Source organism: Algihabitans sp. (genome assembly GCF_965226985.1).
Lineage (GTDB): Bacteria > Pseudomonadota > Alphaproteobacteria > Kiloniellales > DSM-21159 > Algihabitans.
In genome coordinates, this window is record NZ_OZ245712.1 from 851,362 (window position 1) to 866,032 (window position 14,671).

At 64.3% G+C, this 14,671-nt stretch carries 15 protein-coding genes; all 15 read right to left on the reverse strand.

Annotation, left to right across the window (positions count from 1 at the left end; genetic code table 11):
* Nucleotides 1-37: 37 nt before the first annotated feature.
* The 15 genes from ACO054_RS03705 to flgK all read right to left on the reverse strand — a co-directional run bounded on the left by ACO054_RS03705 (nt 38) and on the right by flgK (nt 14,645).
* Complete coding sequence (locus tag ACO054_RS03705; RefSeq protein ID WP_421709098.1) at nt 38-787, reverse strand: class I SAM-dependent methyltransferase; 750 nt, start codon at nt 785-787, stop codon at nt 38-40.
* Complete coding sequence (locus ACO054_RS03710) at nt 784-2,013, reverse strand: sulfotransferase family protein (protein ID WP_421709099.1); 1,230 nt, start codon at nt 2,011-2,013, stop codon at nt 784-786. Before ACO054_RS03710 ends, ACO054_RS03705 begins: the two co-directional genes overlap by 4 nt.
* Nucleotides 2,010-2,204, reverse strand: coding sequence for a hypothetical protein (locus ACO054_RS03715; RefSeq protein WP_421709100.1), 195 nt, complete (start codon nt 2,202-2,204; stop codon nt 2,010-2,012). Before ACO054_RS03715 ends, ACO054_RS03710 begins: the two co-directional genes overlap by 4 nt.
* Complete coding sequence (locus tag ACO054_RS03720; RefSeq protein WP_421709101.1) at nt 2,201-3,061, reverse strand: class I SAM-dependent methyltransferase; 861 nt, start codon at nt 3,059-3,061, stop codon at nt 2,201-2,203. Before ACO054_RS03720 ends, ACO054_RS03715 begins: the two co-directional genes overlap by 4 nt.
* Nucleotides 3,058-3,444 carry a hypothetical protein gene (locus tag ACO054_RS03725; protein WP_421709102.1) on the reverse strand — a complete coding sequence of 129 codons (387 nt, stop codon included), beginning with the start codon at nt 3,442-3,444 and terminating at the stop codon, nt 3,058-3,060. Before ACO054_RS03725 ends, ACO054_RS03720 begins: the two co-directional genes overlap by 4 nt.
* Entirely contained in the window at nt 3,441-4,562 is a 1,122-nt protein-coding gene (locus ACO054_RS03730) for an N-acetyl sugar amidotransferase (protein WP_421709103.1), read from the reverse strand. The genes ACO054_RS03725 and ACO054_RS03730 overlap by 4 nt, the downstream gene beginning before the upstream one ends.
* Nucleotides 4,559-6,397, reverse strand: coding sequence for an asparagine synthase (glutamine-hydrolyzing) (gene asnB, locus ACO054_RS03735; RefSeq protein ID WP_421709104.1), 1,839 nt, complete (start codon nt 6,395-6,397; stop codon nt 4,559-4,561). Before asnB ends, ACO054_RS03730 begins: the two co-directional genes overlap by 4 nt.
* A gap of 7 nt (nt 6,398-6,404) precedes the next feature.
* Nucleotides 6,405-7,415 (reverse strand): N-acetylneuraminate synthase family protein, encoded by a 1,011-nt coding sequence (locus tag ACO054_RS03740; protein ID WP_421709105.1) that lies wholly within the window; start codon nt 7,413-7,415, stop codon nt 6,405-6,407.
* Nucleotides 7,412-8,149, reverse strand: a complete 738-nt coding sequence (locus ACO054_RS03745) for a GNAT family N-acetyltransferase (RefSeq protein WP_421709106.1) — start codon at nt 8,147-8,149, stop codon at nt 7,412-7,414. Before ACO054_RS03745 ends, ACO054_RS03740 begins: the two co-directional genes overlap by 4 nt.
* Entirely contained in the window at nt 8,146-9,306 is a 1,161-nt protein-coding gene (locus tag ACO054_RS03750; RefSeq protein ID WP_421709107.1) for a DegT/DnrJ/EryC1/StrS family aminotransferase, read from the reverse strand. The genes ACO054_RS03745 and ACO054_RS03750 overlap by 4 nt, the downstream gene beginning before the upstream one ends.
* Nucleotides 9,299-10,336 carry a Gfo/Idh/MocA family protein gene (locus ACO054_RS03755; protein ID WP_421709108.1) on the reverse strand — a complete coding sequence of 346 codons (1,038 nt, stop codon included), beginning with the start codon at nt 10,334-10,336 and terminating at the stop codon, nt 9,299-9,301. Before ACO054_RS03755 ends, ACO054_RS03750 begins: the two co-directional genes overlap by 8 nt.
* Nucleotides 10,336-11,064 carry a cytidylyltransferase domain-containing protein gene (locus ACO054_RS03760; protein WP_421709109.1) on the reverse strand — a complete coding sequence of 243 codons (729 nt, stop codon included), beginning with the start codon at nt 11,062-11,064 and terminating at the stop codon, nt 10,336-10,338. The genes ACO054_RS03755 and ACO054_RS03760 overlap by 1 nt, the downstream gene beginning before the upstream one ends.
* A gap of 313 nt (nt 11,065-11,377) precedes the next feature.
* Nucleotides 11,378-11,881 carry a flagellar assembly protein FliW gene (gene fliW / locus ACO054_RS03765; RefSeq protein ID WP_421709110.1) on the reverse strand — a complete coding sequence of 168 codons (504 nt, stop codon included), beginning with the start codon at nt 11,879-11,881 and terminating at the stop codon, nt 11,378-11,380.
* 35 nt (nt 11,882-11,916) lie between these two features.
* Nucleotides 11,917-12,846: a flagellin gene (locus ACO054_RS03770; RefSeq protein WP_421709111.1), complete on the reverse strand. Its 930-nt coding sequence runs from the start codon at nt 12,844-12,846 to the stop codon at nt 11,917-11,919.
* A 17-nt stretch (nt 12,847-12,863) separates the two neighbouring features.
* Nucleotides 12,864-14,645, reverse strand: a complete 1,782-nt coding sequence (flgK, locus tag ACO054_RS03775; protein ID WP_421709112.1) for a flagellar hook-associated protein FlgK — start codon at nt 14,643-14,645, stop codon at nt 12,864-12,866.
* Between the last annotated feature and the right edge of the window lie 26 nt (nt 14,646-14,671).

Sequence of the window (14,671 nt, forward strand, 5' to 3'; positions counted from 1 at the left end):
GCTACCCTCGCATAGAAAGCGTTAACCAAGACCTTAACTACGCTTTGAACGCGATCATGTGGCACCAGGGTTGAAAAAGAGCACCACGAAACATCAGGCGGCTCCCGCCGGACGCATCGACCGTATAGGTGACGACCTCTTCGTCGTAGCCGGGCTTCGGCAGCTCTATGGGAAGCTCGAAAGGTCGAAATTCCGGTTCACGGAAGCCGGCGGCCAGCATGTGCTCGGCCACGTACTTCATCGGCCGGAAACAGAGACGCAGGCCCTTCGGGTGCATCAGGCTGGTCTCCAGGATGGTCAGGTTCTGATGTTCGAAGGGATGCGCAAAATCATAAAGAACGACCCGACCGCCGGGTTTGAGAGCGCCTGCGAGGCTGCGGAGGGCGCGGTCGTACTGGCTCTCGTCGAACATGTAGAGCACCGCGTTGGCGATCACCACGTCGTAGCGCTCCCGCGGTAGCTGGGTGATGTCCAACCGTTCGAATGCGATACCCTCAAGCGCGGGGTTGCGGCGGCACTCCTCGAGAGACGATTCGGCCAGTTCGCCACCCACGTAGTCTGCTTTGGGGAGCGATCGCCTCAGGTGCAGAAGCAGGTTTCCGGTGGAACAGCCAATGTCCAGCACTTGAAGGCGACTGTCGGCTTGGGATGCGGCTTCTCGGAGCAGCTCGACGATCACCTTGTCGCTCTCGCGGATGCGCTCGGCATAGCGCGCCTGATAGCTGTTGTAGTCTGCGAGAAAGCCCTCGTCGCCGACGTAGTCGTGGTAGCTGAAGTCGTCGGTCATACTGCACTCCTTGTCTCGATGAGCATTGCGTCGCTCTGGGCCTTTCTGGCCGCATCCAAGGTCTGCTCGAAGAGAAAGCACCGCCGTACCATCTCTCTGTCCGCTTCTGACCCGGAGAGCAGAGACCAGCGGTGTTGCTCCCAGTTCAGGTCCGCCGCCGGATCGCCGGAATCGCTGCGCCACTTGCCGGGGGCCTCGTCGGCAGCTACCACCGTCTTGCGAATAGGGTCTGTCAGCCGTCCCACGCTGTTCGAAGGTCGATCGGGCAGATAGTGGAGCAGTCTCATCTCCGGCGCACAGTGATAGTCAACCGTCGCAACCACATCGGGGTCGAGCCAAGACCGCCAGCGCTCGGCGGCCTTCGGATCGATCTCGCCGCGTACGGCGACAAAGCTGCTGTTGGATCGCCAGACGGCGGAACTTTCTGCCGCTGGACTCAGTTGCAGATCCAAAAGACCGGTAAAGGCGCCAAGATCTGCGATTGTCCTGCGTGGATCTGCGAGCAGATCTTCATAGCGAATAGCAAGCACTCGGTGGGACAGGTCGGACCTAGTGGCGAAATGCTGTGCGAGTGCGACCTGTTTGCGCCAATGGCGCAGGTAGCTAACAAGATGCGCGGCCTGGGACTCGTCGCGGCGCGAGAGGGCGATCAGCGACGCTGCAACGGCTCGCGGATCGCGGTGGATCAGGAGGAAACGGGCTTGCGGGAAGGCGCGCGCCAAAGCCGGTATGAAGTCCGCAGTCCAGAGCTCCTTGATACAGACAGTCCTGATCCGACCGCTTCCGGCGTGCTCGGCCGATGCGCCAGCAACCCGGATCGCGTCGGCAATCAAGGTTCTGACCGAATCCCCGGACCAGTTCCGGAAGGCCTCGGCCAGCTTGGGCGATTCCAGTGCGGCACGAGCGCGAACGGCCTCCGCCAAGGCAGGTGTCAGAGCGAGATGGCGCCCGGCATCGGCTTCCAGCGTTGCCTCCAGCAGCGTGAAGCCATCTGCCGCGAAGTAGCAGTCCTGGAAAGCGGCGTCCGCCGTCAGAGGTGTGTCCAAGCGATCGGGGATCTGCGAGGCGATGGCGTTGCGCCATGCCTTGAATAGCGGCAGAAGCGCGTCGAGCGCGAGGGCGACCGTCGGGTCGGCCCCGACGAGACGGGCCAACAGGTTGGTGCCGGAGCGGGCGACACCGAAGACGAAGACAGGACAGTAGTTGGTCTCTGAGCCGTAGGTCATTCGAGCACCGCCGCCATGATGATGTTGTCGCATTGACGTCCCGTATCGCAGGCCACCGCGTCCAGAGGTTTTCCGCTCGTGACCTTGAGAGGGCAGTCCTTTCGAGTGCGTCCCTCCGGTGCGTAGCTCCAGATCTCTTGCTGGCTTGCCGCTGCGGCATCGAGAGGTGCGGTAGGGGGGCAGAGTGTCATGGTGCGACGGCCTCGCGCCCCGCAGGTGCCGGGACGGCCCGGAGAAGTGCGCGTAGGGTGAACTTGCCGCTGGGCTCGCGCAGGCGCTCCAGCGCCGAGACCGAGAAGCCCGCCCGTTCGGCTAGCAGCACCAGCGAGGCCGGGCTGAAGATATGGTGGTGTTCGATGAAGAACTCTTCGCGGCCGGGTCCTTCGGTCGCCGCCGCCACGTCCGGCAGTTCGACGTAGCAGACGCCCTTGTCGCTCAGAAGCGTGGCAGCGTGACTTAGGAGAGGCTGCGGCGCTTCCACGTGCTCCAGGACCTTATTGAAAGAGACCAGATCGACTGCGCCGCCCAGATCTTCCGTCGTCAGGAACGTCAGGTCCTCTGCGAAGGTTTCGATGCCGACGGCCTCGCGCAGATGGGTGACGGTACGACTGTCCGTCTCGACGGCCAGAACGGTCCAGCCTCTTGCTTTCATGGTCGCAGGAAAGACCCCGAGGCCGGCGCCGATATCGAGCAGACGGCGGCCGGCGGTTCTGCCGATTTGCGCTTCGATCCAGCGTACGCGACCGCCGTTGTCGGAACGCTCGGGCGGCAAGGCCATGATCTGGCGGAGCTTCTCGGCCATGCCTGCCGACCCGCCATAGGTTGCGTCGACGTAACTGCCGTCGTAGAGCCGAGACAGATCGAGCGCATGCGCGCCGAACCAGTGCCCGCAAAGCGCACAGCTTCGGTAGGCTCGGCGATAAGCCGCCCCGCCCAGGTCGAAGTTCGTCTCGCCCGACGGCGGTGTCTCGTAGGCGAAGGCAGGGACGAGATGTCGACCGTCGCAAGGACAGTTCAGGGTTGGCGCCAGTGTTGGAACCTGGTTCATCGCGCCGCCTCCAGCGCGGTCTTGAGCCCATCGAGCGCTTCGTCCGAGTCGAGCCAGCTGATCGTTTCGAGACTTTCCTCCATGCAGTAGGCTTCGAAGCTCTCTTCCCGCCCCCGTTCAACCAGGAAAACGAAGTAGCGCCCGGTCAAGCGGTTGCGGATCAGCACCCCGCGCAGCCCGAATTGCGGCAGCCGTCCGTTTAGCGAGGGGGTGGCGTAAAAGCCCCAGTCCTTGCGCGCCACATCGTATTCCCCGCCGGCCGGGGTGGTCAGCGTGACCTGCTCGTCCGGCTCCAGGGCCAGGCTGCCACAGTCCTTCATATCGAAGGGCGTGGCGTTACCAACCGGGAACCTGCGGGGCGGGTCTTTCGGTGCGAACTTCATGACCAAGCCCAGTCATCGATAAGGAAGTCGGGGATGTAGTGGGTGCCATTGGGTCGGCGGGACCAGACGTTCGGGTTCCGGAAGCCTTCGGCGGTGGCGTAGAAGGCTTCCTCTGTCGTGCCCGCGAAGTGGCAGAAACTGGAGATATCGCCGGTCGGCCTTTGCTCTCCGGACAGTCGGAGAATCTTCAGAGCGTCGCTTCGTGTCATGCGCTCGTTTCGAATCTCGAGAGAAAGATTGTCAAAGAGGCGGGTGAAGCCGAACTTGAACCACTTCATCCAGTGGTGAATCGCGATGAAATCGTCGTCGATGTCCGCGAAGTCGTAGTAGCCGGTGCGTGCGCCGGCGGCTTCGGGCTGAAAGCCATGCGCTTCGGCTACGCGCCGTGTCTCTTCGGGATCCCAAGGCAGGTAGTAGCCCAGAAAGATGGCTCGCACGCCGGCTTGCTCCAGCTCCTCGCGGCTGGGACCGAAGTAGGCGGCCAAGTCTTTTGGGGAGAGTTCGGCATCGACCCAGTCGGCTGCCGTCGTGCCGTGGGTCACGCCGTAGGTCCTGAGCCAATCGGCGTCGAGGCGGAAACCCGTTAGAGCCTCGTCCTTCGTGCCGTATTCGAAGGCCGAGTTCTCGCCCCAGACCACCAAGGGGATGCGCAGTCTCACGGCGAGGGTGAGCGGAATGTTGAACAGCGCCATGTGCATGGGAATGGCGGTGGAGCCGAAGCGTTGGAAGGCCTTCAGCATGAAGGCGGCTTCGACCTTCGGATTGATCTGCCAGTCGATATGGTCCACGCCCAGCGCGACCAGATTGTCGAGATTGCGTTGACCGATGGCGGTACGTGCGGGCGTCTTCCAAGTCACGGCCAGAGGTCGCAGGCCCAGCTCCAGACACTTGACGGTCTGCCAGGTGCTGTCCTTGCCGCCGGAGACGGGGATCAGGCAGTCGTAGCCGCCCTGCCGCTGCTTGGCCTGGGCCGCCACGCTCCGCAGTTGGGTGGCGCGGGAGGCCCAGTCGATGTCCGGCTTGGCAGCGTGACTGTGACAGGCGTTGCAGATGCCGTCGTCCCGGATTTCGAGGTTCGGGCGGGTGTCCGGCAGAACGCAGGAGCGGCACCACTTCATGCGGCCTGCTCCTCAAGGAAGAGCTTCGCGTTGACGAAGTTGAAGAGAAACTTCGACTGGCTGTTCGGCAACTCGGCCTCGTCCAGCAAGGCGGCGATCCTGTCGCGGCGCACCACTTCGAAGACAGGACTGTCCGCCATCAGCTCGGTCCGTACGTCGGGGTCGGCCAGGTCCAGATAGTCGAGGATCGGTGCGTTGAAGCCGACCTTGCGGGGATTGTCCAGCAGCGCATCCGGCGCCAGTCCGCGCGCGGCGTCGCGCAGCACGGCCTTGGCGCGGCCATTGCGCACCAGGTGGCGCGTTGGGATCCGCTGGCACCAGTCGAACAGCGCCGTGTCCAGAAAGGGCGAGCGGTTCTCGACTGAGAAGTACATGGCGTTGAGGTCGTCCTCATGCAGGATCACCGGCACGCTCTCGGCGAACAGCTCATTGGCCATGCGGTTGCGCAGCAGCGTCTCCGTAAAGCCGACTTCGGCGAAGGGCTCGAAGAAGGGCTGCGTCAGGAAACCGGCGAAGTGCTCGGCGTCCAGGTAGATGTGATCGCGCGCGTAGGGGCGACGGATGAAGTAATCCGGGTCCTGCAGGAAGGGGTTGCGCACGATCGGTGCGACTTCGGATTGCCAATCCTCCAGGGCCTCGGCATGACGTTGCGGATCTTCGCTCGCCATGGCGGCGAGGTAGGCGTTGTGGTGGTCGAAGTAGCCACTGAAGATCTCGTCGGCGCCGGTACCGCTGACCGAGACCTTGTAGCCGGCTTCGGCGACCGCCGACATGAGACGCCACTGGGCGTAGTAGGTGATGGTGTAGACCGGAGCGTCGTGCTGCCGGACCAGCTCGCGTAGGTTCGGCAGGAAGCGGTCCGTCTCCAGGGGAATTGGGGTATGTTTGAGACTGTGCTCGCGCACCGCCGCCTCGACCATGTCCCGCTCTTCATAGCGGCTGTCGCTGTTGACGATGGTGAAGCCGTGGACGTCGTAGCCCAGTTCGCGCTTGGCCGCGCCGATCAGCGCGTTGGAGTCGATACCGCCCGACAGGCAGAAGGCGACCGGCACGTCGGCCCGCAGTCGCAGCTCCACGGAGCGGATCAAACGTTCTCGGGCGCCGGCCACAGCCTCGTCATAGCTCATGCCGGACGGCTCGGTGCCGAAAGTCGGACGCCAGAAGGGGCGGCTGTCCAGACGGCCGTCTTGTCCCACCGTGGCCACATGGCCCGCGGGCAGCTCACTTAGCCCCTCGAAGAAGGTCTCGCTGCTCTTGTAGAGAGACTTGTAGCCGTTCACCAGATAGCGGCGAAGCTGCTGAAGGTTGACCGGTGGCCGACGGCCGGCCAGCGCGAAGACGAACTTGGCTTCCGATCCGAAGAACAGGCCTCCGTCGCTCTCGCGCAGCAGGTAGAGAGGCTTCTCGCCGAAACGGTCGCGTCCGAGCATCAGAGTGCCGTCGGCCGCAAGCCAGGCGAAGGCGAACATCCCCTCGCAGCGCTCCGGCGCGGCGGCGCCATCGCGGGCGAGAAGCCGCGCGAGCACGGGCGTGTCGCCGCTGCCGGTGAGGGTCTCGCCGTCCTGCTCCAGAGCGTCGCGCAGTTCCAAGTAGTTGTAGATTTCGCCGTTGTAGGACAGCAGCCCGCCTTGGGTCTCGAAGGGTTGATTGGCGCGAGGGTCCAAGTCGAGGATCGCGAGGCGGCTGTGCAGAAGATGGACCTGCCGGCCGTCCACTGTGGTTCGCTGCGCCTGACCGAAGGCGTCGGGGCCGCGTCGTCCCATCAGAGCCCGACAGGCGTTCAGCCGCGTCTGGCTCAGTCGGCTCGGCCCGATATATCCGGCGATCCCGCACATGCTGCCGTCAGTCCATCACGTCCAGGGTCAAGGCCTGTCCGGCCGTAACCGGCCGCAGTAGGGAACGGCCCAGTAGCTCCGCTTCCGAACCTGGCGGCAAGCCGCCAGCCGGCCGCAACCAAGTCAGGTCCTCCGGACCAACGACCTCGCCAGGCTTCAAGTCGCGGGCGGCGCAGATGGAGCGTCGGGCAGCGGCGGCCACCGGTGCTTCTTCGTCATGGATCCGTTTCACACCGTCGCCCAGCAGGACATCGGCCTCGCGGACCCGCTCGACCAGTTCGGCCAGTTCCTGGGGCTCGGCCGAAAGCTGATGGTCGCGGAAGTCCGACTGGGTCTTGGAGAGCGTGAAGTGCTTCTCGATCACGCGGGCTCCCAGCGCCACGGACAGCACGGCCGCCTCTATACCCAGGGTATGGTCCGAGTAACCTGCGATGGCGCCGTAAGCCGGGAGCGCCAGGATCGCACGCAAGTTGGCGGCAGAACTCGGGGTCGGATAGGCCGAGACGCAATGCAGTAGAACGAGACCCGGATCGCCGCGCTCGGCAGCGAACCAAGCCGCCCGGACGCGGGCCACGGCCAGAGCGATATCCTCCGGTCGGCTCATCCCGGTCGAGATCAGCAGCGGTTTTCCGGTCGTCGCGACCTGCGTCAGCAAGGGTGCGAAGTCGTTATCGCCGGACGCGATCTTGAAGGCCGGGACCAGTGGGTCGAGCAGCGTCACGGCTTCCAGGCTGAAGGGTGTGGAGAGAAACAGGACCCCGGCATCGGCGGCGACGGCGGCCAGACGTGCGTGGTCGTCGGCCGTCAGCGCGAAACGCCTCAGCTGTTCGAGACGCGCGGTCTGATCGGCTGCCACCAATCGGTCAGGGTCGATGCTTTGGAACTTGACTGCTTGAGCTCCCGCCTCGGCGGCGCGCCGGATCATCTCCTCGGCACGATCCAGATCGCCTTCGTGATTGTTCCCAATCTCGGCGACGATCAGGACGTCGCGCGTGAGATCCACCGGACCGATCTTCACCGCCCTAGTCCTCCCCCGTGGAAGTGCAAAACGATCTCGGCGGCCGTAAGGCGAAACCCCAGCGATTCATAGAGACGGCAAGACGGCAGATTGGCGGCTTGCGTTCCCACACGCAAAGCTGTCGCCTGCTGGCCGTCCACCTCAGCCGCGAGTCTCTCGATCATGGCGCGGGCGAGGCCGCGGCGCGTGGCGGCCTGCGCGACCGCCAACAGATCGATGACCAAAGTGTCGTTGGAGCCGCGGAGGGCTTGCAGAAAGCCGGCGACCTCTCCGTCCTGCTCCGCGATCAGCATCAGGTCGCCGCGACGGCCGGTGAAGTAGTTCTCGGCCCAGGCCGACTTGATCCGATTGGCCGTCTCGTTGGGGATCGTGGGGTCTAGATGAAATCGCGAGGTCTTGAAGCTTCGTGCTGCGATCGCGCCGACGGCAGAACGGTCGTCCGGTCGGGCAAGACGAATGCGCCGGTCGTTTCCTGCTTGCAGGTCGCTCGCTTCGAAGGTCAGGGCGGTGTCGACAACCCGGAATCCGCTGTCCTGCAGCGCGAGCGAGTCGTCCAAGGGGGCAACAGGAACCTTTGCCGAGACGAAACAGGGGCCGACCGGCGGATCCACGGGCAGAACCGCAGCGGTCGAAGTACGCCGTAGCGTGAAACAAGGGCGCCCAAGCAGCGACTGCAGCCAGGGATCGGGCAGAAGGTTGCCGCCGGAGGGTCCTGCTGTGGCCAAGGCGCTCATGCGGCGGTGGCCCGGATGGCGTCTTTGAGTGCCGCTGCGATGGCCAGCATGTCGTCACCGTCGAGATGGGGGCCAACCGACAGGGCAATCGACTGATCGCTGATGCGCTCCGCCTGCGGGAAGGCGCCGGCCGGATGGCCGTACTTCTCCCGGTAGTAGGTCATCTGGGGAACGGCGCGGGGATAGTAGACGCTGGTGCCGATTCCGGCCTGCTTGAGCTGGCCGACGATCTCGAACCGTCGTGGCGCGACCGCGTCTTTCAGGATCGCGGCGGTGCAGTAGTGGCTGCTGACGAAGCGCGCGTCGCCGGCCCATAGCAGATCGAGCTCGTCGATCTCCGCCAGGGCCGCGCGCAGGACCTTCGTGTTCTCAGCGCGTGCCTTGAGGAACCCTTCGGCCTTCTTGATCTGCTCGATGCCCAGCGCCGCGGCCAGCTCGTTCATGCGGTAGTTGAAGCCCAGCATAGTGACGTCGTAGACGCCGGGCACGTTGCGTTCGCCGTGGGTTCGGTCGACGCCGAAGGCTTTCTTGCGGCCGATGCGCGCCGCCGTCTCGGCGTCGCGTGTCAGGACCATTCCCCCTTCGGCCGTCGTGATGTGCTTGACCGGATAGAAGGAGAAGGCGCCCAGATCGCCCAGCAGACCGCAGTGCACGCCGTCCAGCCAGCTGCCGAGCGCAAGCGCGCAGTCTTCCACGACAGTCAGACCGTGTTTCGCGGCGATGGCGTTGATGGCGGGCATATCCGCCGGCAACCCCAGGTAGTGGACGACGGAGATGGCTCGGGTGCGCTCAGTCACGGCGGCCGCCACGGCTTCGGGGTCGACATTGCCCGTGCAGCCGTCCGCCTCGACGAAGACGCAGGAGGCGCCGGTGAACTCCACGGCGTGGGCCGTCGCCACATGGGTCTGTGCCGGTACGATGACTTCGTCGCCCGGGCCGAGACCTAGGTCGAAATAGGCGAGGTGCAGGCCCGCTGTGCAGGAGGAGACGGAGACCGCGGCACCGCCTCGGCAGAAGCCGGCGAAGTCTTCCTCGAACTGCGTCGCACGCGGTCCATGCACGAGCTGCGGTCCCTGTAGAACCGAAATCGCGGCCTCGATCTCTTCCTGACCGATCAGGGGACGGCCGAAGGGGCGTTGGCGCAGGGCTTCATGCATGGTGGGGCTCAAGTGTGGCGCGTTCGAGCTGAAGGGACTCGACGGCGGCCGGATAACCGCTGTCGATGGCCCGATCGATCGCATGGCAAAGCAGCATGGCGTTCAAGACATCGGTTTCGTCGACCAGGGGCTTGCTGCCATGAAGGATCGCCGCAACGAAGCTCGGCAGCAAGGCGTGCTTTTCGACGCCGGGGTAGGGCGTCGCGACTTCTTCCGGAAGGGCATCTGCGGCACGAGAGCGCCAGAGATGGCCCCTGTCGCGTCTGTTCTCGAAGGTCGCTTCGGTTCCGTAGACGAGCAGCCGGTGGAAGTGCGGTTCGACGCATCCGAAGTTGGCTGACAGCTTGCCTATCGTCCCGTCGTCGAACTGCAGCAGGGCAATCGCGTAGTCGCGTCCGGAAAAGCCGCTTCCGGCGCTGGCAAGGCCGTTGCCGAGAGCGACGACTTCACGCACTGGCTGACCGGTGAGCCAGAGCAAGAGGTCGGCCATATGAATCCCGCCGCCGAGCATGACCGAATAGTGCGGGATCTGTCCGCGCCAGCCCTCCGTCAGCTTCTCTAGCCGACCGTAGTTGTAGTCGCCCTCGATGGCGTAGATACGCCCCAGGTGGCCGGCGTCGATCTCGCCTTTCAAGCCTGCGAAACGCGGCGAGGCACGTAAGACCGTGTTCGATGATAGCCGCAGGTGTCGGTGCCGCTCCAGCGCTGCGCGGATCTCATCCGTCTCTTCCGGCCTGACACACAGCGGCTTCTCGGCGAAGACATGCCGGCCGAGCGACAAGGCGCGCAGGATCTGGTCGGCGTGATCGTCGTCGTAGCTTGCGACGCAAACGAGGTCGAGTTCACTCTCCTCCAGCAAGGCCTCGGCCGTCTCGAAGATCTTGACCTCCGGGAAGCGCGTTCGAGCCTCTGCGCGTTTGGCAGAGTCCCGGTCGCAGACCGCCACGAGATCGCAGTCGGGATGCTGCGCCAGGCCGACCGCGTGCTGGAAACCGACTCCCAGTCCGATCACGCCGGCACGCAGGGACATCACGCTCCGGCCTCCGTCGCGCTGCGCTCTGGTAGCAGGCCGATGATGTCGTCGAGGCCGTAACTGGCCGGCGGACGGTTCATGCGCTTGATCAGCGTCTCGACCCTTTGGAAGTCCTCTTCACAGTCGACCGAGAGCTGCAGCGATTCGAGGGGTTTTTGCCGAGCGAAGGACAGTATTCGGAAGCGGTCGGGATAACGGTAGAAGAAGGGTGTGACGTGTTCCCGGTCTTCGGCCGTCTCGAAGTCCCGCAAGGCGCCGCGGAAGGTCGCGGTCTTCAGGATTTCGACGGATTGGCCCTTGGGAAAGCTACGGGTTGCGACGTTGGTGACCAGATCCGGCCATTGCTGACGAAACAGCGACACCGCCCAGCTCACGATTTCCGGCGCGATCAGGGGACTGTCGCCGGAAATGCGAACGAAGCCGTCGGCGCCGTCCGAGATGGCGGCCTGTAGGATCCGGCTGGCGACGTCTTCCAACGGTCCCCGGTAACAGCGCATGCCTTCCTGCTGGGCAAAGGCGGCGAGAGGGTCGTCGGAGGCTTCGCTGGAGGTTGCCAATACCACGCCGTTCAGTTCGCGCACCAGGCGGAGCCGGTCGATCAGGTGGCCGAGCAAAGGGCGCCCGCCTATGGGACGCAGGACCTTGCCGGGCAGTCGTTCGGACGACAGGCGGGCTTGGACGATCGCGATAACGCGACGGTCTGGTGCCTCGAAACTCAGGGTCATGCCGACTCTCTAGGTAGCGAAACGGTCCGGAGCCGCGTGAGAAGCGGCACGTCCGCGCTTCGGACAACGGCCGGGTCCGGGTCGAACTCGACCTGCCAAGTCGGAGAATTTCGTTAACCTTATTTCGAAACAGTTAACGATGATTCAATTTGAGGAATCTTACCTTGGAGACGGGGAGCGCCTAAAGGTCTGAAAGCCCCCGCCGCCGCCGTTTTGGGGCAGGGTCGTCGGAGGTGGCATCGCTTGTGCGATCCTTGTCAGAGCGTCACTCCCGCCGTGGTCGCGGAGCGCCTGTCGGACAGCCGGCGCGGGCTTAGCGGTCCTGCGCCACCGTGATCGGATGACGGACTGCGTAGTGCGGGTTCCCGAGGACGACCTGGCGCGCAGTTCGACTCTCGAAGTCGATCAGGATCGGCGCACGCAGATTGATGCTCAAGGAAGTCCCCTCCGGACTGCTGCGCGCGGTCACGATAAGAAGCGTCTCCAGGTTCGTCGGATTCAGCCCGACGGCCTTGGCACCCGCTTCGATATCCAGAGGATCGATCAGGCCCGGGTGAAGTTCGAGCGGTGTGAGGACGAAGCTTACGTCGATGTCGTCGAGCGATTGCAGCAGCTTGAACGCCGCAAGCTGCGGATCTGGCAGGTTGGCCAGACCGAACTGCCGGTAAGACGCGAATCCCAGGGGACCCGACGGCATCAGCAGGCTGTTGTTCGCGTCGAACGCGAAGGTGCCGAAGCGCGTCTCGACGAGCGTGCGAGGCGCGACGGACTCCTGGTCCGGTGCGGTTTCAGCCAGGGCGTGGGCGGTGGTCGACATGACGATAGTTTCCTCTAGACCGGGTAACCGGGCGGTTAACGCAGGAAGTTTGCGAGGCTGAGCTGGCTGAGACGTGACGTCACCGTGTAGGACGTCTCCAACAGCACCTGATCGGCTGTGACCTGCGTCATAATTGCGGCGACATCTGCTTGCTCGGTGTCGACGATGGTTTCGTCGGCGTAGATCTTCAGCTGGGCGTGCTTGTCCTTGACGGCTTCGAGGGTTGACAGGTTGGCGCCGATCTGGCCGCGAACGTCGGGAATGTCGCGCACGGCGTCGCCGATCAGATCGAGTGACTGTTCGAGGGTTGCTCGGTCGAGGGAGCCGGGCACGCCCCCGTTAACCGCGAGTTGCAGGCCGCGGATCAGGTTCTCGAAGGACCCCTCGGCCGCCGTAATGCCGTACTCCAGGGTCATCGACTCGTCGACCCGCCCCGACAGCACGGCGGTATCTCCGTTGTAGTAGCCCGCGTTGGCCGTTGTCGGATCGGCCGGATTGTAGGCGGGGTCCGTAGGGTCGTAGGCTGTGAGGTCGACCGGCTCGACGTCCGTGCGGGCGCCGGCGAAAAGATAGCGTTCCTCGTGTTTGAGGTTCAGCAGTCCGGCGACCTGCTCGAGCATCTTCTCGGCTCGAACATGCAGCTGCAGGTCCTCACCGTCGTTGGCGTTCAGGGCGTTGACCAGCAGTTTGTTGGCTTCGCTTGCGATGTCGTGCAGCTGGGCGACGTTGGTTTCCATCGCCTTTAACCGGCGCTCGGTCGTCTCGATGTTGCGCTGGTAGCTGTCGATCCGCGCGACCGTGGACTCCATCGACAGCAGACGGCGGGTATCGACGTTGAAGCCTGCGTAGTCCTGACTTTTGAAGCCCGTGACCGCCGCGATCTGCCCGTCCTGCAGCCGCTTCTGGGTCTGCATAGCGTTGAAGACGCTGAGTTCATGGGTTCCGAATGTGGAGACGCGAAACATGGGTGGACTCCTCGCGCTTACCGTATGATGCCTTCGAGGGTGTCGAACATCTGGCGCGCGACGTCGATCACGCGGGCAGATGCGGAGTAGGCGTTCTGATAGAGGATCAGGTTCGCCATTTCTTCGTCGACGTTGACGCCGCTGACTCCGGCGCGCCGGAACTCCATTTCACGACTGAGGGAGTCCTGAAAGCTCTGTTTCGTGCTGGCCGAACTGGCCTCCATGGCGGCGTTCGCCAGAATATCGGCGCCGTAGCCGGACAGCGTCGTCCGCGAGAGCGGAAGGCCGCCGGCAGCCTGGATCAGGAGTTCTTCGTCGAACTTTTCCGCCAGGGCCGTGATGATCGAGTTGTCGCCTGCGGCGATGGCCACGTCGCCGGCGGTGTCGGCATTGATGTCCAGACGGCCGCGCGAGATCAGGTGCGGATCGCTGACGATGTCGCTGCGGACCTCGAGTATCTGCGAGATGCCCGTGGTCGCGTCGCCGGTGACGTTGCCGTTGGTGACGAAGAAGTCGTTGAGGCCGAAGTAATGCGACAGGCTCTGGACCGTCACCGTGCCGTCGGAAACGCTCTGGTTAGGGCTGTCGACGATGGCGATGCCCTGGGCCGGGTCGGTTGCCGTGATCTGCAGTCCGTTGCCGTTGCTGACCGTTGCCGTGGCGCCGGGAACGTTCGCGTTGACCCAGTCCCGCACCTCTTCGGCGCTATAGGTGTCGGCCGGCATTAGGGCCGAGTTGACTGTCCGGCCGTCGGCATCGACAACGGTGAAGCGCACGGGTTCGTCGACCACGATGTTGTCGACTGTGATATCCGCGATAGCCCGCTGCCCGTTGAGCGTATTGGCGGCGGGGTTTCCGGTGCCCTGGTTGTGGATGGCGTTGATCTGGTCGCGAAGCTGCTCGGTCAGGCGGTCCAGTTCCGCCTGCAGCTCCGGAAGCTCGGTGTCGCGCATGGCGATCAGGCCAGCGAGGCGTCCTTCGTCGATCCGGTCCGTCAAGTCGATGGCGCCTGCGTTGATTCCGCTGATGCCGGCGCCGTAGGAGATGGTCGGCGACATGACCGCGGCAGGCGTGTAGGTGAACGTCTTGGCGACACTGTCTGCCAACACCGTACCCTCAGGCGTGTAGACCACGATCTCGCCGCTACTGCGCTCGAAGTAGTTGATCTCCATGTACTGGCTGATGGTGTCCAGCGCGTTGTCGCGTTCGTCCTCCAACTCGACGGCCGGCAGCCCCTGTCCCTTGAGTTGGGCGATCTCCGCGTTCAGGCGGACGATGGTGTCGAGCTGCTCGTTAATCACACCAACCGCCTGATTGATTTCGGCGTCGGCGTCCAGGCGCATCCTCTGCACCGCTTCGGACATGTCGTTGAGCTGTTGCGCGACCTTCTCCGCCTCGTTGATCATCTTGATGCGTTCGGTCGCGCTTTCCGGCGTGCTCGAGAGGCCGGCGACCGCCGCGGCGAACTCGTCGATCCGGTTGGCGATGGAGGAGTTGTCCCCCGGCTTGCCGAACAGGTTCTGCACCCGGTCCATGTAGCCGGCCTTGATCGTGTAAGTGCCCAGCATGGCGTTGGCTTCGCGGACTTCGCGGATCAGCCGTTCGTCGACCGAGCGGCGAAGCTCGCCGAGCTGAACGCCGGCGCCGGCGCCTGCCACCGTTCGTGCAATCGGTTCCACGCTTTTGCGTGTGTAGCCTGGCGTATTGGCGTTCGAGACGTTGTTGGACGTCGCGCTGATCGCCGCCTGGCTGAGCTGCAGACCGGAGAGGGCCGTCTTGAGGGAGAGGGTCAGAGACATGGGGGTGCTGCCGCCTGGGCGCTCCT

Excerpts from the sequence above, each read along its gene's own strand:
- ACO054_RS03705 (WP_421709098.1), bottom strand. The coding sequence starts at position 787 with ATGACCGACGACTTCAGCTACCACGACTACGTCGGCGACGAGGGCTTT.
- ACO054_RS03710 (WP_421709099.1), bottom strand. The coding sequence starts at position 2,013 with ATGACCTACGGCTCAGAGACCAACTACTGTCCTGTCTTCGTCTTCGGT.
- ACO054_RS03715 (WP_421709100.1), bottom strand. The coding sequence starts at position 2,204 with ATGACACTCTGCCCCCCTACCGCACCTCTCGATGCCGCAGCGGCAAGC.
- ACO054_RS03720 (WP_421709101.1), bottom strand. The coding sequence starts at position 3,061 with ATGAACCAGGTTCCAACACTGGCGCCAACCCTGAACTGTCCTTGCGAC.
- ACO054_RS03725 (WP_421709102.1), bottom strand. The coding sequence starts at position 3,444 with ATGAAGTTCGCACCGAAAGACCCGCCCCGCAGGTTCCCGGTTGGTAAC.
- ACO054_RS03730 (WP_421709103.1), bottom strand. The coding sequence starts at position 4,562 with ATGAAGTGGTGCCGCTCCTGCGTTCTGCCGGACACCCGCCCGAACCTC.
- asnB (WP_421709104.1), bottom strand. The coding sequence starts at position 6,397 with ATGTGCGGGATCGCCGGATATATCGGGCCGAGCCGACTGAGCCAGACG.
- ACO054_RS03745 (WP_421709106.1), bottom strand. The coding sequence starts at position 8,149 with ATGAGCGCCTTGGCCACAGCAGGACCCTCCGGCGGCAACCTTCTGCCC.
- ACO054_RS03750 (WP_421709107.1), bottom strand. The coding sequence starts at position 9,306 with ATGCATGAAGCCCTGCGCCAACGCCCCTTCGGCCGTCCCCTGATCGGT.
- ACO054_RS03755 (WP_421709108.1), bottom strand. The coding sequence starts at position 10,336 with ATGTCCCTGCGTGCCGGCGTGATCGGACTGGGAGTCGGTTTCCAGCAC.
- ACO054_RS03760 (WP_421709109.1), bottom strand. The coding sequence starts at position 11,064 with ATGACCCTGAGTTTCGAGGCACCAGACCGTCGCGTTATCGCGATCGTC.
- fliW (WP_421709110.1), bottom strand. The coding sequence starts at position 11,881 with ATGTCGACCACCGCCCACGCCCTGGCTGAAACCGCACCGGACCAGGAG.
- ACO054_RS03770 (WP_421709111.1), bottom strand. The coding sequence starts at position 12,846 with ATGTTTCGCGTCTCCACATTCGGAACCCATGAACTCAGCGTCTTCAAC.
- flgK (WP_421709112.1), bottom strand. The coding sequence starts at position 14,645 with ATGTCTCTGACCCTCTCCCTCAAGACGGCCCTCTCCGGTCTGCAGCTC.